Here is a 21,429-nt window from a genome sequence, read left to right on the forward strand (position 1 = left end):
TGCCGTCCTCATCTGCGGGTTTCGGGGAGGAACACGTCCCGCATGTCGTCGAACCGCTCGGTGCAGCGGCCCGCGCCCAGCACGACCGACTGGAGCGGCTGGTCGACGAGGTGGATCGGCATGCCGACCGCCTCTTCGAGCCGCCCGGCGAGGCCTTCGAGCAGCGCCCCGCCCCCGGTCAGCACGATCCCGTTGTCGAGCAGGTCGCCCGCGAGCTCGGCCGGGCACTGGTCCAGCGTGGTCTGGACGGCGTCGACGATCGTCTGGACCTGGTCCTCGATGGCCTCCCTGACCTGGCCCCTGGTGATCGTCGCCGTCTTGGGCAGGCCGGTGACCAGATCGCGGCCCCGGATCGGCCGTGTCGTCGTGTCGTCGCCGCCCGGCCGGGCGCTGCCCATGGTGATCTTGATGTGCTCGGCCGTGCGCTCGCCGAGCAGGAGGGAGTGTTCCTTCTTGACGTAGTTGACGATCGCCTCGTCGAGTTCGTCACCGCCGACCCGCACCGACTTCGACACGACCACCCCGCCGAGCGAGACGATCGCGACCTCGGTGGTCCCGCCGCCGATGTCCACGACCATGTTGCCGGTCGTGTCGCCCACGTTGAGGCCCGCGCCGATCGCCGCGGCCATGGGCTCCTCGATGATGTGGACGCGCCGGGCGCCCGCCTCGTACGCCGCCTCGCGAACTGCGCGCTGCTCGACGCTGGTGGTGCCGCTCGGCACGGCGACGACGACGCGGGGCTTGGCCAGGTAGCGGTTCCGGTGCGCGAGCTGGATGAAGTGCCGCAGCATGCGCTCGGCGGCGTCGAGGTCGGCGATCACGCCGTCCTTGAGCGGGCGCAGAGTCGCGATGTGGGGCGGGGTCCGCCCGATCATCTCCTTCGCGGCGGTCCCGACGGCCACGATCCGGTCGCTGTGCAGGTTGATCGCCACGACCGAGGGCTCGTCCAGGACGACGCCCTTCTTGCGCACGTACACCAGCGTGTTGGCCGTACCGAGGTCGACCGCCATGTCCCGGCCGAGCAATCCCCACGGGAAACCCATCGGCGACCAGCTTTCAGAGAGGAGGGAGAGCACGCGTGATCGCTGCCCGCCGCCCCCGCCTCTGAAACAGAACACATCCGCACGAAAGCGGGCCGCTAGGTGACGCTGAGATAGAGGTCTCTCGCCAGCTTCGTCACCCGTTCGGCCGACTTCGCGAAGGACGCCCCCGAGGGCTGCAGGGTGAGCACGACCATGATCAGCCGGTCGCTGATCACGCCTGTAGTGTGGAGCACCGGACGGCCGAAATCAACCGGTTCGCGGCCCATCGTGACCGGCCCGATACGGTATGACGCGGCCTTCGCGCGGGCGCACCGGACCGGGGGCACCGAGCCGTACCCGGACCATCCCTGCTTGATCGCCCAGGGCCGGGGGACGGCGCGGGGAATGCCGAAGTACTGGTCGAAGCCGTCGCTCGCGCACCGCCAGGCCTGGCGCAGGTTGCCCAGGACGAAGTCGCGGACGCGGGGTTCGGCCCGCTTCAGCAGGTACCGGTAAACGAGCGCGATGTCGGCCGCGCTGATGGCGGTGTAGCCCCAGAAGCCGGGTTTGGCCGCGGGCGGTGGGGAGGTTTCGGACAGGCCGATCCGGCGCGCCATCCGCCGGACGATCTCGCCCTGACCCCCGCGCCGCCACAGGGCGGTGGCGGCGTCGTCGTCGCTGCCGCGGAGCATGGGCGTCAGCAGCGCCCTGTCCCGGGCGGGGATCGCGCCCCGGTGCCGCTCCAGGTAGTCGGTCGCGATGAGGATCTTGACCACCGACGCCGACCGGAACCGGTGGTGCGCCAGATGCTGCGCGACGGTCCTGCCGGTCGCCAGGTCCACCATCGAGTATCCCGCCGTGACTCCGGCCGGCACCCGCACCGGTTTCGCGGACGATCGCACTGACAACTGTGCGGCTGCTCGCGCGGCCGCCTGGGGCGCCGGCTTCGCGGTGGTGGCGGTGGTCGCGGCGGTGGCGGCCGCGGGGGTGCCGTTCGCCGAGCAGGCCGTCAGGAGCGCCGTGAGCACGACGGCCAAGGCAGTCGATGCGGCCGTGGGGGCGGCGGTTCTCGATCGCGTCACCCGGCCATGACTATCAGATGAAGCGGGTCAGCGTCCGTCGAGGAGGGGACGCCTGGGGTCCCAGCGGGTGCCCTCGGCGGCGTCCCTGCGGCGCCGGGCGATGGCCGACAGCGCCTCCAGGACGACCCGGTTGCCGAGGTAGGCCGTGATGTCCGCGTGGTCGTACGGCGGGGCCACCTCGACGATCTCCAGCCCGACGACCGGCAGTTCGTAACAGGTCCTGCGGACGGCGTCGAGAAGCTGGCGGGCCGACAGGCCGCCCGGCTCGGGCGTGCCGGTGCCCGGCGCGTGGCCCGGGTCGCAGACGTCCACGTCGACCGACAGGTAGACCCCGTCGCACTCGTCGAGCGCGATCGCGTACGCCTCGGTGAGGCACTCGTCGAGCCCTCTGGCGACGATCTCCGTCATCTCGTACGACCGCATCCGCTGACCGGCCATCCAGTCGAGGATCTCGGGGCCGGGCCAGTAGCCGCGCAGGCCGATCTGCAGGAAGCGGTCGCCCCGGATCGCGCCCGACTCGATCAGCCGCCGCATCGGCTGCCCGTGGCCGTGCAGGTGGCCGAACTCGATGTCGCCGGTGTCCGCGTGCGCGTCGAAGTGGATCATGGAGACGCGGCCGAAGCCGTGGTGCCGCGCCACGCCGGTCGCGTCGGGCAGGGCGATCGTGTGGTCGCCGCCGAGGACGACGGGAACGGCCCCGGAGGCCGCGATACGGGCGACGGCGTCCTCGATCGCGCGCAGGCTGCCCTCGATGTCGCCGGCGTAGGTCTCCACGTCCCCGGCGTCCAGCACGCGCAGGTCCTTGAGGGCGTCCACGCGCAGCGCCAGGCTGGGGCGGGAGCCGTCGTGGGGGAGATAGCACGTCTGGCGGATGGCGTTCGGGCCGAAGCGGGCGCCGGGGCGGTGTGAGGTGCCGCCGTCGAAGGGCGCGCCCAGGATCACGACGTCGGCTCCCGCGTAACCGGCCGGGTCGTCGAGGTCGCAGCGCTCGACCCCGAGGAAGGTGATGTCGGGGCCGAACATCTGGCCGTAGCGGCTCATCCCACTCCTGGCAGTCAATCGGTCTTATCGGACATCACATGCTATTGGCTGACAGAACCGGCACGTTGCAGGAACGGGTCGAGCAGGCCGGGGGTGCCCGCGGTGGCCAGGCGCAGCGCCTCGGCGAGTTCGACGTCGCGCACCTGGTAGCTCTGCCCGCCCGCCGCGGTGGTCGCCGTCAGCGTGGCGAGGCCCGCCCGCCGCTGGAAGAACGACCGCTCGACGGTCCAGCCGATGACGCCGTCGCACCGCAGCACGACCCGGCGTCGGACGAGCGAGCCCCATCGGGTCACCAGATATCCCGAGGTCAGGGCGTGTCCGAGGGACCGGTAGCGGTCGGCGGCGAGCAGCGCCGTCACCGGCAGCAGGGCGGCGGCGGTGAGCCAGGGCCACAGGGGCGGCTCGCCCAGCGCCCAGAACAGGAGCAGCGCGACCAGGACCGGCACGTGCACACCGAAGGCGCGGGTGAACCGGCGGCGCAGCGCTGCGGGCCCGTGCGGGATGAGGGGCGCGGTCAGGGGCTCGGTGAAGGGCTCGGTCGGGGGTGCCGGGCCGGTGGCGCCGGGCGCGTGGGACAGCACGAGCCGGGCCACCGCGGCGGCCTCCGCGCGGGGCGCGGGCGGCAGCAGCATCGAGCCGCCGCGCTGGCCGCCCTGCCCCGAGCGCAGGCCGGTCGTCACCGCGGACAACCGGGCTCCGCGTACGGCCCGCAGCAGCAGGGGCTCGTCGACCTCGACGCCCCGCAGCCGCCGTTCCTCGATGGTGGTGGCCCGCCTGGTCAGCAGGCCCCGGGTCACGTGCAGGGTGCCCTCGGCGTGCCGGGTCAGCCGGAAGTTCCCGTACGCCAGGACGTAGCCGAGCGTGGACGCGACGCCCACGAACACCACGAGCACGAGCACCACCGTCGCGATCTCCAGCGCGAGCGACATCGCGCTGAACCACCGCCAGGTCTCCCGGACCGGCCCAACCTGGTCGAGGTCGATGTTCCCCTCCGAGACCAGGCGGGACACGAAGCCGCCGACGACGCCCACGGTGACCAGCCCGGACATGGTGAACGGCCCGAACCCGACCCACCCGGGGCGCATCCGCGCGAGCTCGGTCTCCGCGGCCGGTGTGCTCCCGGCGGGCGGCGGCACCGGCGACGCCGCGGGGGACTGGGCCACGGGGGACTGGGCCGCGGGGGAGCGGTGCAGCAGTTCCACGCGCAGGTTGGCGGCCTCGGCGGCGCTCAGCGCGTCGAGCTTGAGCCGGCTGTCGTGCCTGCGGTCGGAGGTGCCCGTCCCCACCTCCACCCGGGCCAGGCCGAGCACGCGGTGCAGCACGTGGGAGGTGACGTCGACGGTGCGGACCCGGTCGCGGGGCACGGTCAGCACCTTCCGGTTCAGCAGCCCGCGCCTGACCTGCACGTGCTCGGGGGAGATCCGGTAGGTCGTGGTGAACCAGCGGAGCATGCCGAACAGGACCGTCAGGCCGACGCCCGCGAGGGTCCACAGGTGGCCCTTCCCGCCGCTGCTCGTTCCCGCCACCAGCAGGCCGAGCAGCGCCGGGGCGGCCCGTACGACCTCCTGGACCGGGTGGACCAGCAGCATCCGCGGGCTGAGCCGCCGCCAGTCGGTCGGGGCCGGGCCGCTTAGGGGACCGCTCGTCGAGCTGCTCATGTCGCGTCGCCCGCCGTCGCCTGCGCGTTGGCGGTGAGCTCGGCGACCAGGCGCTGGGCGGTGTCCCGGTCGAGACCGCCGACCTTGATGGGACCGGCGGCCGAGGCCGTGGTGACGGTGACGTTGGCGAGGCGGAAGAGCTGCTCCAGCGGGCCGCGCTCGCTGTCCACCGTCTGGATGCGGGAGACGGGGGCGATGCGCCACTCCTGCCGGAACCAGCCCGACTGCGTGAACACCGCCGCCGGGGTGGCCTCCCAGCGGTGCACCCGGTAACGCCACAGCGGCATGAGCGTGACGTGCGCCGCCGCGACGACGGCGGTCGCGGCGAGGCCGATGACGTGCGCGGAGAGCGGCACGCCCGCATCGTCGGCCACCAGCCAGATCACCTGGGCCGCGAGGAGGATGAGCCAGCCCAGAGCGGCCCGCGCGGCCCAGTACCAGATGGCGGTGCGGCTCACGCGGTGCCGAGGGGGTCGGAGGGTCGGGACGTCCACGCCTCAACTCTGCCCGATCCGCCGACCTCCCGGGCATCCGCCCATGCCGGTCGTGTACGCCGACGGGGGGTCACTCCTGGGTCAGAGGGCCGACAGGAGCTCGCGGACGTGGGAGAGCGGGTCGGCGCCCACGGGGCGGACGGCGACCGTGGTCACGCCCGCCTGCCACAACGCCCTGACGTGCGCGGACGCCTCCTGCGGGGAGCCCACCGCCATGGCGACCTCCTCCGGCGCGACCCGCAGGAACGCGGCCTGCCACTCCGCCGCGGGCCGCATGACCTCGCGTGCGTCGTCGCCGACGCAGAGGTAGACGAACGCCACCACTTCGTGATCACCGGTCGCGCCGACGCGCTCGATGACCGAACGCAGCCGATCCGGGCCCAGCCCCTCGGGGAGGACCGTGCCCTCGGCCACCCGCCCCGACAGGGCCAGCGAGCGGGGGCTCACCACTCCGGCGAGGACGGGCGGCGGCTCGGCCGGCGGGTGGACGAGGCGGACGCCGTCCAGGCTCACCTCGCGTCCGTGCAGGGTGACGGTCTCGCCGCGCAGCAGCGCCCGTACGGACGTGATCGTCTCCTCCAGCAGCGACAGCGGTGACGAGGCGGCGGCGCCTGCCTGACGCATCCACGCCTGCACTCCGTGCCCGATCCCGGCGGCCAGCCGCCCGGGATGGAGGCGGGCCAGGTTGGCCAGCTCCATCGCCAGCAGCACGGGATTGCGCAGGGGTGCCGGGGTGATGCCGATGCCCACGCGCAGGCGTGTGGTCGCGGCCAGCGCCGTGGCCGCCGAGGAGATCGCGCCCGTCCAGCCGAGGTCCTCCACCACCCACAGGTCGGAGACCGCGGTGCCGTCGAGTTCCCGGGCGAACCGGGGGAGCGACTCCGGCGGGAGGTCGCGGTCGAAGACGACTCCAAGCCTCATGGGCGGCCCTCCAGTGTGCGAGATCGGCTCCACGGCCTTCCAAGTATCCAGGACGGAGGGAGGCGAGGACGGCACAGGCACCTGCCGTGAGACAGGTGCCTGTGCCGGAGAGCCGGAGCGCGCCTCCGGGCGGTCAGGCCATCTGGTGCTGCTCGGCGCTGAGGGGGGCGGCGATGTCCTCCAGCGAGCGCCGGGCGGCCTCCACGCCCATGAACCACTGCACCAGCCCCGCTGCGATCATCAGTACGGCGCCGATGACGTAGCCGACGACGACGTTGCCCACGCTCTCGCTCTCCACCAGGCGGCCGAACAGCACCGGCCCGATGATGCCGCCGAGCCCGGTGCCGACCGCGTAGAACAGGGCGATGGCGAGGGCCCGGGTCTCCATCGGGAAGATCTCCGAGACCGTCAGGTAGGCGCTGCTCGCCCCGGCGGAGGCGAAGAAGAACACCACCATCCAGCAGATCGTGAGGGTCACCGGCGAGAGCACCTGCGCGTTGAACAGCGCGGCGGTGCCGAGCAGGAGCAGGCCGGACACCACGTAGCTGCCCGCGATCATCGTGCGGCGGCCGATCGTGTCGAAGAACCGGCCGAGCAGGACGGGGCCGAGAAAGTTCCCGATCGCGATCGGGATGAGGTACCACGGCGTGCTGCCGTCCGGCACCTTGAAGAAGGTCGAGAGCACCAGCGCGTACGTGAAGAAGATCGAGTTGTAGAGGAACGCCTGGCCGACGAACAGCGACAGGCCGACGACCGTGCGCTTGGGGTAGCGCCGCAGCAGTGTCGCCGCCACCTCCGTCAGGGGGGTGTGCTCCCGCTGGGTGATCCTGATCTCCCCGTGCGCGGGTTCGAGCGTCTTGCCGCTCTCGTCGCGGACCTTCGTCTCGATCTCGCTGACGATCTCCTCGGCCTCCCGTTCCCGGCCGTGGATGAACAGCCAGCGCGGACTCTCCGGCACCGTACGGCGGACCAGCAGGATGGCCACACCGAGGACGGCGCCCAGCCCGAACAGCAGACGCCAGCCGAGGTCCGCCGGTAGCAGGCCCGTGTCGAGCGCCGGGATCGCGATGAGGGCGCCGAGCGCCGTGCCCAGCCAGAAGGAGCCGTTCACCACCAGGTCGACCGTGCCGCGCACGCGGGCCGGGATGAGTTCGTCGATCGCCGAGTTGATCGCGGCGTACTCGCCGCCGATGCCGGCGCCGGTGAAGAACCGGCACAGGTAGAAGTACCAGGCGTCGTGGGCGAACGCGGTGGCCACGGTGGCGGCGAGGTAGACGGCGAGCGTCACCAGGAAGAGCTTCTTGCGCCCGAACCGGTCCGTCAGGTGGCCGAAGAAGAGAGCGCCCAGGCAGGCTCCCGCGACGTACACGCCGGCGGCGACGCCGACCTCGCTGTCGGTGAGTCCCAGCCCGCTGCCCGGGTCGGTGATGCGCGGGCCGATGACCCCGACGATGGTCACTTCGAGCCCGTCGAGAATCCAGACGGTGCCGAGGCCGATGAGCACCAGCCAGTGCCAGCGAGCCCAGGGGAGCCGATCCAGCCGCGCGGGAATGTCGGTACTAATCTGCGCCATATCGTCCCCTTCTTCGGAAGATATGGCGGCCGACTACCCGATATCGGGCCGGAAATTCACGTCAGACCGTCCGGGCGCCTTCACTCCCCACGCCTCCGGGCGGCGGGACCACGCCGTCGTGCCCGAGTTCGAACCACACGCAGACTCCGGTGCGGCTGGCCGACACGCCCCAGTGCCTGGTGAACAGGTCCACCAGGTGGACGCCGCGCCCCGGCGTGAGGTTGGGAGACGTCCAGCAGCCGCAGCCCTGGGTGGACAGCGTGACCCGGGCGGCTCCGGGAGTGGCCAGGACGGACACGCCGTAGCCTGGCGGCCGGCCGCACGAGTCGGCGTGCCGCAGGGACTCGGCGATCAGCTCGCCGATCAGCTGCACCGCGTCGTCCCGGCAGGGGTGGCCGTCGCCGAGGCGGGCGGCCACGAACCGCCGGGCGGCCCGCACCTGGGACGGGTCTCCCGAGAAGGGGCGTGAGATCGCGATTCTCCCCGAGAGGTTGAGAATTGTCATCCCGTGATAGCTCCCTGTGCACCCGCCTGCCGTCGGGGAATCGAGGCCGATGTAAGACTGCGTTCATCCTGCACTTTGCAATTCGGCTCCGCAATATGGCGAATGCGATTGCATGGTCTCCTTTCGTGAGATAAGGGGGAGCGCGGCGCAGGGGAAGAGGGGCGGATGCCGGCCGGAGACGTCCATGGAGATCATCATCCCGGTCGCGGCCTTTGCGGGCGGGCCGGTATGGGGCTCGTCTCACCGGGCAGGAGACCTGGCATGCGAAGAGAAGACGGTCGCTATATCGATATCGACGCGGACGAGCCGGACATCGCAGGCGAGTGGATGCCGTCGGAGACGGATCCGCCGAACGCCAAGCCGGACGACGGAAAGCCGGACGAGCGCTGGGACAAACCGACAGAGGTGTGAGGAGAACGGTGATGACGATGGGTGTCGACCCCCGGGACCTGGGCGACGAGGATCTGCTCCGCGAGCTGCGCCATCTGCACGAGACCCGCAGCGAGACGTTCTTCCACGGGTCGGACGACGCGCTGGAGCGCCACACCTCCCGGACGCAGGAGCTGGAGGGTGAGTACCTCGAACGCTACCCGGACCGGCAGGTCGATCCGGAGCGGCTGCGGGAGGGGGCGAGGCAGCGCAGTGCGTGAGGACGAGGAGAGCCTGGGCGACGCCCAGGAGATGTCGGGGACCGAGCTGACGGTCTACGAGGCCGTCGCCGCGCTGAACGTGGACGAGCGTTCCGCGACCGTCTCGGAGGTCGCCCAGATGACCGCGCTCGGCGAGGACGACGTACGGCGGTGCCTCGACACCCTGGTCGAGGGCGGCAGGCTGGTCCCCAAGGGGGACGCCTACCTCCTCGGCGCGCACGACTGGGGACTCGAATACTGACAGATGGGGCCCGGCCGGCCCGCGGCGACGGGGAGGGCGGCGGTGGTGCGCCACACCGCGCGTGCCTCGCCCGGATCGCCGGGACCGGCCGGGAGTTCGTGGGTGACCCGTGAGCCGGGGTCAGGAGCAGGCGCTCGCGAGTTCCTGGGTCGCCTGGGTGGCCTTCTTACCGAACTCGCTCAGCTTGGCCGCGGCCGCCGGGTCCGACAGGTCGATCTTGAAAGACCCCCACGAGTCGGCCATGCCGGCGAGCGCCACCTTCAGGTCGCCGTCGGCCTTGCCGGACAGGTCCTTGAGCTGGGCGGCCAGGTCGCCGGTCGCGGTGTTGAGGCCCTTGATGTCGCCGGCCGCGGCGGCGGCCTTGGTGCTGTAGTCGGTGAACGCCTTGGTCGCCTCCTCGCAGACGGCCGTCTGGCCGCCGCCGCAGGCGGCGGTCAGGCTGAGAAGGGCGGACGCCGCGACGACGGCGAGGCTGTTCCTGAGGATGTTCATGACGCCTTCCTGAGTGATCTGCAACGCCCCGGACACTACGGACGCCCCCTTTCGCCCCGCTTTCAAGCCGCTTGCAGCGCAGGTGCGCGTCGTATGCTTGCCGCCATGACGCGGCGGCTTGCGGAGGTTGCGAAGAAGGTCGGGGTCAGCGAGGCCACGGTGAGTCGCGTCCTGAACGGCAAGGCCGGGGTGTCGGAGGCCACCCGGGAGGCGGTGCTGACCGCCCTCGACGTGCTGGGATACGAGCGGCCGACGCAGTTGCGCGGGGAGCGCGGCCGGTTGGTCGGCCTGGTCCTGCCCGAGCTGCAGAACCCCATCTTCCCGGCGTTCGCCGAGGTCGTCGGGGGTGCGCTGGCCCAGCAGGGGTTCACCCCGGTGCTGTGCACCAGAACCGTCGGCGGGATCTCCGAGGCCGACTACGTCGACCTGCTGCTGCAACAGCACGTGTCGGGGGTCGTGTTCGCCGGAGGCCTCTACACGCAGACCGGCGTCGTCCACGAGCACTACCTGCGGCTCGTCGAACGCCGGCTGCCCACCGTGCTGGTCAACGCCGCCGCCGAGCACTGGGACTTCCCCCGCGTCTCCTGCGACGACGCGATCGCGGTGGAGCAGGCGCTCGGTCACCTGCGCGCCCTCGGCCACCGCCGCATCGGCCTGATCGTCGGCCCCGCCGACCACATGCCGTCCGCACGCAAGCTGGAGGCGTACCGCGCCTTGGGCGGCGAGTTGGTCGAGCACACAATGCACTCGCTGGAGGGCGGCCACGCGGCGGCCCTGAAGCTGGTGCGGCAGGAGGTCACCGGCATCGTCTGCGGCAGCGACCCGCTGGCTCTCGGCGCGATCCGCGCCGCCCGGCGCTCGGGCAGGCGCGTGCCGGAGGACGTGTCCGTCGTCGGATACGACGACTCCGCGCTGATGACCTGCGTCGACCCGCCGCTGACGACGGTGCGTCAGCCGATCGAGGCGATGGGCCGGGCGGCGGTGGAGCTGCTGGTGAGCCAGATCGAGGGAACCGCCGTCGCGACCGGGGAGCTGTTGTTCGAGCCGGAGCTGGTCGTCCGCTCCTCCACCGGGCGGGCCGGGGTGCCCGTCGCCTGAAGGCAAGCCGCCCGCAAAATCTTGCGTACATTGTCGTACAGTTGCGTTCATGACACGACGGCTTGCGGAAGTTGCCAAGAAGGTGGGCGTGAGCGAGGCGACCGTGAGTCGCGTCCTGAACGGCAAGGCCGGGGTGTCGGAGGCCACCCGGGAGGCGGTGCTGACCGCCCTCGACGTGCTGGGATACGAGCGGCCGACGCAGTTGCGCGGGGAGCGCGGCCGGTTGGTCGGCCTGGTCCTGCCCGAGCTGCAAAATCCCATCTTCCCGGCGTTCGCCGAGGTCGTCGGGGGTGCGCTGGCCCAGCAGGGGTTCACCTCGGTGCTGTGCACCAGAACCGTCGGCGGCGTCTCCGAGGCCGACTACGTCGACCTCCTCCTCCAGCAGCACGTGTCCGGAATGGTCTTCGCGGGAGGCTCGTACGCGCAGGCGGACGCCTCGCACCGCCACTACCGCAGGGTGCTGGAACGGAAGCTGCCCGCCGTGCTCGTCAACGCGGCGGTCGACCACCTCGGGTTCCCCCAGGTCTCGTGCGACGACGTCGCCGCGGCGCGGATCGCGCTGGCACATCTGACGGCGCTCGGCCACCGGCGGGTCGCCATGCTCCTCGGCCCGCCCGACCACGTGCCGTCCCGGCGCAAGCTGGCCGCGTTCCGGGCGCATGCCGCCGAGGCCGGCCTCGAACTCGACGCGGACCACGTCGAGCACACGATGTTCTCGCTGGAAGGCGGGCACGCCGCCGCGGCGCGTATGGTCGCCCGCGGCGTGACCGGGATCGTCTGCGCCAGCGACGTGCTCGCCCTCGGCGCGATCAGGGCGGCCCGCCGGGCCGGTCTGTCGGTGCCCGGTGACGTCTCCGTCATCGGATACGACGACTCGGCGCTGATGAGCTGCGTGGACCCGCCACTGACCACCGTCCGCCAGCCCATCGACGCGATGGGCCGGGCCGCCGTCGAGCTGCTGGTGGCCCAGATCGACGCGGCCGTGGTGCCGGGCGACGAGCTGTTGTTCGAGCCCGAGCTGGTCGTGCGGGCCTCCACGGCACCCGTACGACCGCTCTAGGGATCACTGTCACTTTTTTGCAGAGTTAATTACTGACTATTGCTCAGTTCTGCACGCCTCTGTATGTTTCTCGCAACCGAGCGGATCGGGGCGCTCCAGTCGGCCCCGAGCCGTGTGCTCCGACGGGTCGTGGCGCGCGGTTCCAGAAGGGAACGAGGATGAAATCCCAGAAGCTCTCGACACTGCTGGTCTCGGGACTCGCCCTGGCGGCGGCCGCCGCGTGCGGCTCCGGCGACGGCGACAGTGGTGACAAGGCCGGCGGGGTGCCCGGCGGAGCGAAGGTGACGATCTCGGTGGGCTGTCAGCCGCCGAAGACCAACCCCGTGCAGCGGGACGAGTGGAACGAGGACGTCGCGGCGTTCCAGAAGCTGCACCCCGGCATCACGATCGACAGCAAGGACGGCTTCCCCTGCCACGACGTGAAGACGTACGACGCCAAGCTCGCCGGTGGCCAGATGGAGGACGTCTTCTACGGCTACGTCGGCGACGTGCAGCCGGCGATCAAGGCGGGTCAGGCCGCCGACATCACCGACTACGTCAAGGACGTCAAGACGTTCAAGGACATCGACCCCAGCGTCATGCGGGCCTTCACGGTCAACGGCCGGATTTACGGCCTGCCCAGGACGACGTACAAGGTCGGGCTCGTCTACAACCGCACGCTGTTCACCCGGGCGGGGCTCGACCCGGACGACCCCCCGGCGACCTGGGCCGAGATCCGCGAGGCGGCCAAGAAGATCACGGCGCTCGGGCCCGGCTACGTCGGGTACGGCGAGTACAGCGCGGGCAACACCGGCGGCTGGCACTTCACCCAGGAGATCTACGGCCGCGGCGGCGACGTGGTGACCCCCGACGGCAGGCGGGCCGCGTTCAACACCCCGGAGGGCAGGGCGGTCCTGCAGAACCTCAAGGACATGCGCTGGACCGACGACAGTATGGGAACCAAGCAGCTCTATCAGTGGGACGACCTCATGCGCCTGATGGGCGCCGGCAAGATGGGCATGATCCTCGGCGCCCCCGACGTCATCACCGAGTTGCACGACAACCGGCACGCCAAGTACGAGGACTTCGGCCTCGCGGCGTTCCCCGAGGCCAAGGCGACCCTGGGCGGTGGTGACGGCTACATGTTCAACGTCAAGGACACGCCCGAGCAGATCAGAGCCGGCATCGCGTGGCTGGACTACTACATGCTGGCGCCGGGCCGCGGCCAGTTCGACTACGAGCGGCAGAAGGCCAGGGGCCGGGCCGTCGGCCTCCCCGACAACAACCCCTGGGGAGCCAGTCCCACAGGACGCACACTGCTCGACCTGCGTAAGCAGTTCGCCACGCTGCCGCTGGCGAACTACGGCGCGTACGCGGAAGGATCGGGGGCCATCCCGCTCAAGCTGGAGCCCCCGATGACCCAGCAGATCTACCAGATCCTCGACACGCCCATGTCGGCGGTGCTCACCCGGCAGGACGCGAACGTCGACGAGCTCCTCGCGGACGCGGAGAAGAAGGTGAACGACCTGCTCGCCAGGGCGGGCTGACCCGTCCGGGGTGCCGGGACCCCACCGGCACCCCGTCTCCCACGTCCACCCCCCGACCGGGAGAGACCCCGAAAGAGACACCACATGAACGTCGCCACGAAGCGTGACGTACAGCGAAATCTGACCGCGTACGGCTTCCTGTGCGGAGCGTTGATCTGCTTCGCGTTCTTCTCCTGGTATCCCATGATCCGGGAGGTCTTCCTCAGCTTCCAGAAGAACAACTTCGTCAGCGACCCGATCTGGGTGGGGTTCGACAACTTCAGGGCCGTCTTCGCCGATTCGGCGTTCTGGCCGGCCTGGCGCAACACCGCCGTGTTCACCCTGCTCGCGCTGGTGATCGGCTACCTCGTGCCGTTCGCGTCCGCGATCGTGCTCAACGAGCTCCGGCACGCCCGCGCGTACCTGCGGTTCGTGGTCTACCTGCCGGTCATGCTGCCGCCGGCCGTGTCGGTCTTACTGTTCAAGTGGTTCTACGATCCCGGCGCCGGGCTGTTCAACCAGATCCTCGGGTTCTTCGGCGTCCCGCCGCTGAGCTGGCTCGACTCGTCCGGCACGGCCCTGGTGTCCCTGGTCATCGTGTCGACCTGGATGAACCTCGGCAGCGGCACGCTGATCTACCTCGCCGCGCTGCAGACGATCCCGGGCGAGCTGTACGAGGCGGCCGAGCTCGACGGCGCGGGGATCCTCCGGCGCCTGTGGCACGTCACGATCCCGCAGACCCGGCTCATCCTGCTCGTCATGCTGCTGTTGCAGGTCATCGCGACCATGCAGGTGTTCATCGAGCCGTTCATGCTCACCGGGGGCGGCCCGGAGAACGCCACCGTGACCGTCGCCTACCTGATGTACCAGTACGCCTTCAACTTCGGGAACTTCGGCGGGGGCGGCGCGCTCGGGCTGATGCTGATGATCGTCTTGATGGTGTTCTCGGTCGTCTACCTGCGCGTCGCCCGGGAGGACCGTCCCTGATGCCCGACGCCACCCCCCGGGTCCGCACGCTCGTCTCCCCGCACCGGCTGAGCAGGGGGCGCGGCCGGGTGACCTACTGGACCGTCCTGGCCGCGACGCTGGTCACGTTCACGCTGGTGTTCGTCTTCCCGTTGTACTGGATGATCACCGGCGCGCTGAAGTCGCCGCAGGAGCTCGACCAGATCCCGCCGACGCTCTTCCCGGCGGACGGCCTCAACTGGGACGCGTACCGGGAGGCGTGGGAGCTTCTCGATCTCGGCAAGCTGCTCGGGAACACGGTCCTGTACGCCGCGGGAGCCTGGATCTTCACGATGGCGGTGGACGTCACCGCGGCCTACGCGCTGTCGAAGCTGCGGCCCGTGCTCGGCCGGGTGATCCTCGGCGGCATGCTGGCCACGCTCATGATCCCTCCGATGGTGCTGCTGCTGCCGACCTACGTCACCGTGCTCGACCTGCCGATCCTGCACGTCAACCTGCTGAACACGCCGTGGGCGATCTGGCTGCCGGCCGCCGCGAACGGATTCAACGTCTTCCTGCTCAAACGGTTCTTCGACTCGATCCCCCGCGAGCTTCTGGAGGCCGCGGAGATGGACGGCGCCTCCCCGGCGCGGATCCTCTGGTCGATCGTCCTGCCGATCTCCCGGCCGATCCTCGGCGTGGTGTCGATCTTCACGGTGGTCAACGTCTGGCGCGACTTCGTCTGGCCGCTCCTGGCGCTGCCCGACACCGAGAAGACGACGATCAGCGTGGCGATCAACTCGCTGTCGCAGACCATGCCGCAGAACGCGCTCACGGCCTCCCTGGTGATCGCGAGCCTGCCCACCATCGTCGTCTTCTTCCTGTTCCAGCGGCACATCATGGCCGGTCTCACCGCCGGCGGCCTCAAGGGCTGAGCAGGCCTTCCATCGCCGTCATCCACAAGGAGTTGTATCCAGCATGCCCGGCAACACCTCGACCCCCGAATGGTGGCGCGGGGCCGCGATCTACCAGGTCTACCTGCGCAGCTTCGCCGACGGGAACGGCGACGGCACCGGCGACCTGGCGGGGCTGCGGTCACGCCTGCCCTACCTCGCCGACCTCGGCGTCGACGCCGTCTGGCTGAATCCGTGGTATCCCTCGCCGATGGCCGACGGCGGCTACGACGTCGCCGACTACCGGGCCATCGAGCCGGTCTTCGGCACCCTCGCCGAGGCGGAGAAGCTCATCGCGGAAGCCCACGACCTGGGCATCCGCACGATCGTGGACGTCGTCCCCAACCACGCCTCCGACCGGCACGCCTGGTTCCGGGAGGCCTTGGCGGCCGGTCCCGGTTCGGCGGCCCGGGAGCGGTTCTGGTTCCGTCCCGGCGTCGGCGACGGCCCGCCGAACGGCTGGCAGTCGATCTTCGGCGGCCCGGCCTGGACCCGGGTGCCGGACGGCGAGTGGTATCTCCACCTGTTCGCCCCCGAACAGCCCGACTTCAACTGGAACAACCCGGACGTGCGTCAGGAGTTCCTCGACGTGCTGCGCTTCTGGTTCGACCGGGGCGTGGACGGCGTCCGCATCGACTCGGCGGCCGTCCTGGTCAAGGACCTCGACAGCGTGGAGGAGTCGTACACCGACCACGACGACGTCCACGAGATCTACCGCGAGTGGCGGCGGCTCAGCGACGCGTACGGCGGCCGGGTCCTGATCGGGGAGGTGTGGCTGCCCGACCAGGAGCGTTTCGCCCTCTACCTGCGCCCGGACGAGATGCACACGGCGTTCAACTTCGACTTCCTTTCGTGCCCCTGGGAACCGGACGCCCTTCGCCGCAGCATCGACCTGACGCTGGCCACGCACGTGCCGATCGGCGCTCCCGCGACGTGGGTGCTCTCCAACCACGACGTGACCCGCCCGGTCACGCGGTACGGCAGGCGGGACACCTCGTTCGACCACGCCGACCGCAAGCACGGCACGCCGTCCGACCCGGAGCTGGGCAGGCGGCGGGCGCGGGCGGCGGCCCTGCTGGCCATGGCCCTGCCGGGCAGCGTCTACGTCTACCAGGGGGAGGAGCTCGGCCTGTGGGAGGTCGAGGATATTCCGGACGACCTGCGCGAGGACCCGATCTGGGCCCGGTCGGGTCACACCGACCCGGGACGCGACGGATGCCGCGTGCCGCTGCCGTGGTCGGGCACCGAACCTCCGTTCGGATACGGCACGGGCGAACCGTGGCTGCCCCAGCCGGCCGGATGGCGCGACCTCACCGTCGAGGCCCAGCAGCGCGACCCCGGCTCCATGCTGTGCCTGTACCGCTCCGCCCTGCACCTGCGGCGTGAGCTGCTCGGGGACGGCACGATGACCTGGCTGCCGGCCGGGAACGACGTCATCGCCTTCCGTCGCGACTCCGGCCTGGTCTGCGTGGTGAACTTCGGCGCGGAGCCGGTGCCGTTCCCGGTCCGGGGCTCGGTGGTGCTGGCCAGCGGCCCTCTCGTGAGCCGGCACGGCAGCACTCTCGGTGGCGACCTGCTTCCCCGCGACACCGCCGTCTGGATCACGGAGGAGGGCCGATGAGGATCCCCCTCGCCGCGGCGCTCGCCGTCGACCCGGCTCTCGTGACGGGCCGAGGCGCCTAGGTCGACTTCACCGAGCAGGAGGCGGAGAACGCCTCGACCAACAGCACGGTCATCGGCCCCGCCGTGACGCGTACACGCTGCCGGCCGAGGCGTCCGGCCGCATGGCGGTCAGGCTGACGCCGGGCCAGTACGTCGAGTTCACGCTGCCGAAGGCGGCCAAGGCCGTCACCGTGCGCTACAGCATCCCGGACGCGCCCGCGGGCGGCGGCATGACCGCGCAGCTCGACGTCGCGGTGAATGGCCGCAAACGGGCCGTCATGACCCTCACGTCGCAGTACGCGTGGCTGTACAACCAGTATCCGTTCTCCACCGACCCGAACGGGCAGGGACGCCTCGGCCGGCGGCAACCGCGACTTCTGTCCGGCGTCGCCATCGAGGGCGACATACGGGAGCGCATCGACACCGACCAGGTCACCGGCGTCGGCGGCGCGATGAGCGACTCGACCATCGACGGCCTCTACCAACACCATCACCTGCGACGACCGCCCGCCGGTCGTCTCCCTGCCCCCGCCGTCCCCCTGGTGACGGCCCTACGGCGCGTAGGAACCACCGCGGTTCACGTAGCGCTCGGCACACCGGGGCCGATAAGGCCATGGACGCCGGCGTGTGGGATGACTTTCCGTACGCATGCCGATGTCTGAGGGTGGGGCTACGGCGTCGGGAGCAGCGTGTGGAGACGGGGGACGGGCGGCAGGCGAGGTCGCCGGAGCCGGGAGGCCACGCTGTGCCCGCCGAACGCGTCGCCGCGGCACAGGAAGGCGCCCGCGGCTGGGTACGACAGGCGGCCGAGCTGTCCGCGCGGGGTGTGGCCTGGACGACGCCCCGGGCGTTGCTGGCCACGCTGTGCGCCAGCGCCCTCGTTCCCATGGCACTGGCCGAGCCTGGTCCGGCGGCGCTCGCGGCCGGACTCAACGTCGTGGGATCCGTCGGGGCCAATCTGTTGTCCGATCTCATCGGTGCGGCGCTGGCCGCGGCGACGGCGCGCGAACGGGACGGACGGACCGCCGCACGGCCGTCAGGGGCGCCGGCGGGCTCCGGCCACGATGACGAGGCGCTCACGCGGCGGGCGGTGCGGGAGCTGGCCGACCGGTTGGAGGAGGTTCTAGAGGCGGGCGACGCGCGTACCGAGGCACTCGCCGGGGCTCTGGGAACGGTACTGGCCGAGGTCGAGGCCACCCGGGTGGTGGTCGCCGAGGCGCTCGCCCGGGGCGACGCCCGGCTGCTGGAGGAGCTGGGTAAGGGCTTCGCCGAGCTCGGACGCCAGATGGAGGTGCTCGCCCCACTCCTGGGGCGGCTGACCGGGGCGGTCGACCAGATCCAGCGGATCCTCCTGCGACAGGACGCCGAGCGCCGGTTCGACCGTGCGCAGATCCAGCGGGAGGTCGCCCTGCTGCTGGTGATGCGGGAACAGCTCGGTGAGCTGGCGGGCCGGCTGCCGGTGGTGGCGACGACGCCGGGAACGCGACCCGGGGCCGGTGGTGGATCGTGGGCGGACCGTTGCCCCTATCAGGGCCTGGCGCCGTTCGGCCCGGCGCAGGCGGGGGTCTTCTACGGACGTGGGCAGGCCACGGCCGAGCTGACGGCGATGATCACCGCCCACCGCGGCAGCGGGTTGATCCTGGTGACCGGCGCCTCCGGCGCGGGCAAGTCGTCCCTGGTACACGCGGGGCTGCTGCCCGCGCTGGCCACGCCGTCCGTCTCCGGCGCCGGAGGCGGCGTGACAGAGACATGGTCGCCGGTGACCCTCACCCCCGGGGCCGGTCCGCTGCGGGAACTGGCCGTGCACCTAGCGGTGCGGTGCGGCGCCGACCCCGCTTCCGTGTGGCGCGAACTGCGTGCCGACCCCGCACAGGCGGGAGAGTGGGCACGGCAGGTCCTGACCGCTGAGCGAGCCCGTCACCGCCGCGAGGGCGGCGCCGGCGAGGATCCGACGCGGCTGCTCGTGGTCGTCGACCAGTTCGAGGAACTGTTCACTCTCGCCCCGGAGAACGAGGCGGAGGCGTTCGTGACGGCGTTGGAGGCGATCACCATGGTCGCCGGCCCCGGAGGGCCGTTCCGGGGCGACCGGGCGGCCGGCGTCGTGGTGGTCACGGTACGGGGGGATTTCGCCGACCGGTGCGCCGTTCACCCCGTCCTGCGGCGGGCGCTGCAGGAGCGGGTGTTCGTGCTCGGTCCCATGAGCGAGCAGGAGTTGCAGCGGGCGATCACCGGCCCGGCCGCCGCGGCCGGGCTGATGGTGGAGGCCGGCCTGGCCGAGCAGGTGGTCCGGGAGCTCCTCACCCACGTCCGCGCACCGTCAGACGGATCACCGGCCGGAACGGGACGGCCAGGGTGGTATGGGGCGGGGGCACTGCCGCTGTTGTCGGTGGCGATGGTCCGCACCTGGGAGAACCGGAAGGGCGGTTCGCTGACCCTGACGGGTTATGACCGCTCCGGCGGCGTCGCCTCCGCCGTGCAGGACGCCGCCGAGGACGTCTACGCCTCACTCGACCCGGGGCGGCGGGAGACGGCCAAACGGCTCATCCTCGCGCTGATCGTCACCGGTGCCGACGGGCAGGCCACCAGGCGGCGCGTCGCGCTCCGGGACGTGGCCGGCCTCTGCGCGCCCGCCCGGCCCGGTCTGGCCCGGGAGGTGGTCGAGGTGTTCACCGTCGCGCGACTGATGATCACCGCCGGTGCCGAGGCCGGCGGGGAGGCCGGCACGGTGGAACTCGCCCACGACGTGCTGCTGGTCGCGTGGCCACGGCTGCGTGAATGGCTCGCCGAGGAACAGGCCGACCGGATCCTGCACGGGCAGATCCTGCACGCCGCGGGGGAGTGGGAGGCCCACGGCCGCGACCAGTCCTTCCTGTACAGAGGAGTTCGGCTGGAGGACGCGCGGGGCGCCGTCACGCGCTGGCGCGCGGACCCGGAACGCTACGCGGGCCTGGCGCTGCCCGAGCACGGCGACACGTTTCTGCGCGCGGGAGTCCGTGCGGCTACCCGGACGCGGCGGCGCTGGGGGGCCGTCACCGTGGCGCTGGCCGGGCTGCTCGTGATCGCGGTCGTCACCGCGCTGATCGCCCTGCGGGTCAACCGGGAGGTCGAGCAGCGGAGCGCGGAGGCGCTCAGCCGCAGCGTGTCCGCCTCCAGCCGATCCTGGCCCGACGACCCGATGACGTCGGCGCGGCTCGCCGTGGCGGCGTTCGCCATCGCGCCTACCGCCGAGGCGCGGGCGAGCATGGTCGCGCTGCTCGGCACACCCGCGCGTGCCGTCCTGAACGGCCACACCAGCTCTGTTACCTCGCTGGCCTACAGCCCCGACGGCACCCGGCTGGCCTCCGCGGGACTCGACTTCACCGTGCGGATCTGGGATCTGACCTCCGGCAGGCAGGCCGGGCCCGCGCTGAAGGGCCACGGCGACGCGGTGTACGCGGTGGCGTTCAGCCCGGACGGCACCCGCCTCGCCTCGGGCGGGGCCGACAGGATGGTGCGGATCTGGGACGCCGCCACCGGCAGGCAGGTCGGCGCTCCGCTGTCCGGCCACACGGGCACGGTGGCCTCGGTGGCGTTCAGTCCGGACGGCACCCGGCTGGCCTCCGCCGGAAACGATCATACGGTGCGGATCTGGGACGTGGCCTCCGGCAGGCAGGTGGGCGCTCCCCTGCTGGGTCACACCCGCGAGGTGACCGAGGTGGCGTTCAGCCCGGACGGCACCCGGCTCGCCACCTCGGGCGCCGACGCGACGGTGCGGATCTGGGACGCCGCCACCGGCAGGCAGGCCGGCGCTCCGCTGCTGGGTCACGCGGGCGAGGTGTATGCGGTGGCGTTCAGTCCGGACGGCACCCGGTTGGCCTCCGGCGGAGACGATCACGCGGTGCGGATCTGGGACGTGGCCTCGGGAAGGCGGGTCGGCAGCCCGCTGACGGGCTTCGCCGACCCGGTGATCCGGCTGGCGTTCAGTCCCGACGGCAGCCGCCTGGTCACCGCCGGGGACGGGACGGCGGTGCGGATCTGGGACGTGGCCACCGGCAGGAGGATCGGCACTCCGCTCACCGGCCACACCGGCGAGGTGTACGCGGTGGCGTTCAGCCCCGACGGCAGCCGTCTGGCGTCCGGCGGGGCCGAAGGGACGGTGCGGATCTGGGACGCCGCCGCCGCCGGCCGGGACCGCTTCCCGCTCATCGGCCCCACGGAGGCGGTGACCCAGGTGGCGTTCGGTCCCGGCGGCACCCGGCTGGCGGTCGCCGGCCTCAGCGCGGTGCGGATCTGGGATGTCGCGGCGGGCAGACAGGTCGGCGCCCCGCTGCAGGTCCTGGCGAACTCGGTCGCCTTCAGCCCTGACGGCAGGCGAATGGTGGTGAGCGCGTCCGATGGGACGGTGCGGATCTTCGACATGCGCACCCGCGCGCAGGTCCGCGCCCTGCCGGCCGGTGATGCCGGCAGGGTGACGTCGGTGACGTTCAGTCCCGACGGCAGGCGCCTGGCGTCGAGCGGGGCCGATGGGACGGTGCGGGTGTGGCAAGT

The 21,429-nt window shown here is 71.7% G+C and carries 20 protein-coding genes; 11 read left to right on the plus strand and 9 right to left on the minus strand.

The annotated features are described in order from the left end of the window. Positions 1 to 8: 8 nt before the first annotated feature. The 8 genes from HHX40_RS25625 to HHX40_RS25660 all read right to left on the minus strand — a co-directional run bounded on the left by HHX40_RS25625 (position 9) and on the right by HHX40_RS25660 (position 8,296). Positions 9 to 1,043, minus strand: a complete 1,035-nt coding sequence (locus HHX40_RS25625; RefSeq protein WP_259403051.1) for a rod shape-determining protein — start codon at positions 1,041 to 1,043, stop codon at positions 9 to 11. 95 nt (positions 1,044 to 1,138) lie between these two features. After that, positions 1,139 to 2,050, minus strand: coding sequence for a class A beta-lactamase-related serine hydrolase (locus HHX40_RS25630; protein ID WP_220499586.1), 912 nt, complete (start codon positions 2,048 to 2,050; stop codon positions 1,139 to 1,141). 81 nt (positions 2,051 to 2,131) lie between these two features. Further along, positions 2,132 to 3,145 (minus strand): agmatinase, encoded by a 1,014-nt coding sequence (gene speB / locus HHX40_RS25635; protein ID WP_182882654.1) that lies wholly within the window; start codon positions 3,143 to 3,145, stop codon positions 2,132 to 2,134. 41 nt (positions 3,146 to 3,186) lie between these two features. Further along, entirely contained in the window at positions 3,187 to 4,803 is a 1,617-nt protein-coding gene (locus HHX40_RS25640; RefSeq protein WP_182882655.1) for a PH domain-containing protein, read from the minus strand. Continuing rightward, the gene (locus tag HHX40_RS25645) at positions 4,800 to 5,261 is read right to left on the minus strand and encodes a PH domain-containing protein (RefSeq protein ID WP_244302238.1); all 462 of its coding nucleotides are present in this window, start codon (positions 5,259 to 5,261) and stop codon (positions 4,800 to 4,802) included. The genes HHX40_RS25640 and HHX40_RS25645 overlap by 4 nt, the downstream gene beginning before the upstream one ends. A gap of 117 nt (positions 5,262 to 5,378) precedes the next feature. Then, entirely contained in the window at positions 5,379 to 6,218 is an 840-nt protein-coding gene (locus HHX40_RS25650; RefSeq protein ID WP_182882656.1) for an LLM class flavin-dependent oxidoreductase, read from the minus strand. A gap of 133 nt (positions 6,219 to 6,351) precedes the next feature. Next, on the minus strand, positions 6,352 to 7,791 hold the full coding sequence (locus HHX40_RS25655) for an MFS transporter (RefSeq protein ID WP_182882657.1): 1,440 nt from the start codon (positions 7,789 to 7,791) through the stop codon (positions 6,352 to 6,354). Positions 7,792 to 7,852: 61 nt separating this feature from the next. Beyond that, positions 7,853 to 8,296, minus strand: a complete 444-nt coding sequence (locus HHX40_RS25660) for an ATP-binding protein (protein ID WP_182882658.1) — start codon at positions 8,294 to 8,296, stop codon at positions 7,853 to 7,855. Positions 8,297 to 8,557: 261 nt separating this feature from the next. Here HHX40_RS25660 and HHX40_RS25665 point away from each other — a divergent pair, with 261 nt between their 5' ends. The 3 genes from HHX40_RS25665 to HHX40_RS25675 are packed head-to-tail and all read left to right on the plus strand — an operon-like array spanning position 8,558 to position 9,187. Beyond that, complete coding sequence (locus HHX40_RS25665) at positions 8,558 to 8,707, plus strand: hypothetical protein (protein WP_165900815.1); 150 nt, start codon at positions 8,558 to 8,560, stop codon at positions 8,705 to 8,707. 11 nt (positions 8,708 to 8,718) lie between these two features. After that, the gene (locus HHX40_RS25670; RefSeq protein ID WP_117408774.1) at positions 8,719 to 8,946 is read left to right on the plus strand and encodes a DUF6158 family protein; all 228 of its coding nucleotides are present in this window, start codon (positions 8,719 to 8,721) and stop codon (positions 8,944 to 8,946) included. After that, on the plus strand, positions 8,939 to 9,187 hold the full coding sequence (locus tag HHX40_RS25675; RefSeq protein ID WP_182882659.1) for a hypothetical protein: 249 nt from the start codon (positions 8,939 to 8,941) through the stop codon (positions 9,185 to 9,187). Before HHX40_RS25670 ends, HHX40_RS25675 begins: the two co-directional genes overlap by 8 nt. 120 nt (positions 9,188 to 9,307) lie before the next feature. Here HHX40_RS25675 and HHX40_RS25680 read toward each other — a convergent pair whose 3' ends face one another. After that, on the minus strand, positions 9,308 to 9,679 hold the full coding sequence (locus tag HHX40_RS25680; protein ID WP_182877692.1) for a hypothetical protein: 372 nt from the start codon (positions 9,677 to 9,679) through the stop codon (positions 9,308 to 9,310). Positions 9,680 to 9,784: 105 nt separating this feature from the next. Here HHX40_RS25680 and HHX40_RS25685 point away from each other — a divergent pair, with 105 nt between their 5' ends. The 8 genes from HHX40_RS25685 to HHX40_RS37885 all read left to right on the plus strand — a co-directional run. Next, positions 9,785 to 10,777 carry a LacI family DNA-binding transcriptional regulator gene (locus HHX40_RS25685; RefSeq protein ID WP_182877693.1) on the plus strand — a complete coding sequence of 331 codons (993 nt, stop codon included), beginning with the start codon at positions 9,785 to 9,787 and terminating at the stop codon, positions 10,775 to 10,777. Positions 10,778 to 10,826: 49 nt separating this feature from the next. Next, a complete protein-coding gene (locus HHX40_RS25690; protein ID WP_182877694.1) occupies positions 10,827 to 11,837 on the plus strand; it encodes a LacI family DNA-binding transcriptional regulator in 1,011 nt (336 codons plus the stop codon). A 158-nt stretch (positions 11,838 to 11,995) separates the two neighbouring features. Continuing rightward, complete coding sequence (locus HHX40_RS25695; RefSeq protein ID WP_182882660.1) at positions 11,996 to 13,363, plus strand: ABC transporter substrate-binding protein; 1,368 nt, start codon at positions 11,996 to 11,998, stop codon at positions 13,361 to 13,363. An 84-nt stretch (positions 13,364 to 13,447) separates the two neighbouring features. After that, positions 13,448 to 14,329, plus strand: a complete 882-nt coding sequence (locus tag HHX40_RS25700) for a carbohydrate ABC transporter permease (RefSeq protein WP_182877696.1) — start codon at positions 13,448 to 13,450, stop codon at positions 14,327 to 14,329. Continuing rightward, positions 14,329 to 15,222: a carbohydrate ABC transporter permease gene (locus tag HHX40_RS25705; RefSeq protein ID WP_182882661.1), complete on the plus strand. Its 894-nt coding sequence runs from the start codon at positions 14,329 to 14,331 to the stop codon at positions 15,220 to 15,222. Before HHX40_RS25700 ends, HHX40_RS25705 begins: the two co-directional genes overlap by 1 nt. A gap of 43 nt (positions 15,223 to 15,265) precedes the next feature. After that, complete coding sequence (locus HHX40_RS25710; protein ID WP_182882662.1) at positions 15,266 to 16,861, plus strand: glycoside hydrolase family 13 protein; 1,596 nt, start codon at positions 15,266 to 15,268, stop codon at positions 16,859 to 16,861. A gap of 163 nt (positions 16,862 to 17,024) precedes the next feature. Next, a complete protein-coding gene (locus HHX40_RS36025) occupies positions 17,025 to 17,564 on the plus strand; it encodes a hypothetical protein (protein WP_220499587.1) in 540 nt (179 codons plus the stop codon). A gap of 83 nt (positions 17,565 to 17,647) precedes the next feature. Then, a partial coding sequence (locus HHX40_RS37885) for an AAA family ATPase (protein ID WP_182882663.1) occupies positions 17,648 to 21,429 on the plus strand: 3,782 nt, incomplete at its 3' end.

Source organism: Microbispora sp. H10949 (assembly GCF_014161435.1).
Classification (GTDB): Bacteria; Actinomycetota; Actinomycetes; order Streptosporangiales; family Streptosporangiaceae; genus Microbispora; species Microbispora triticiradicis.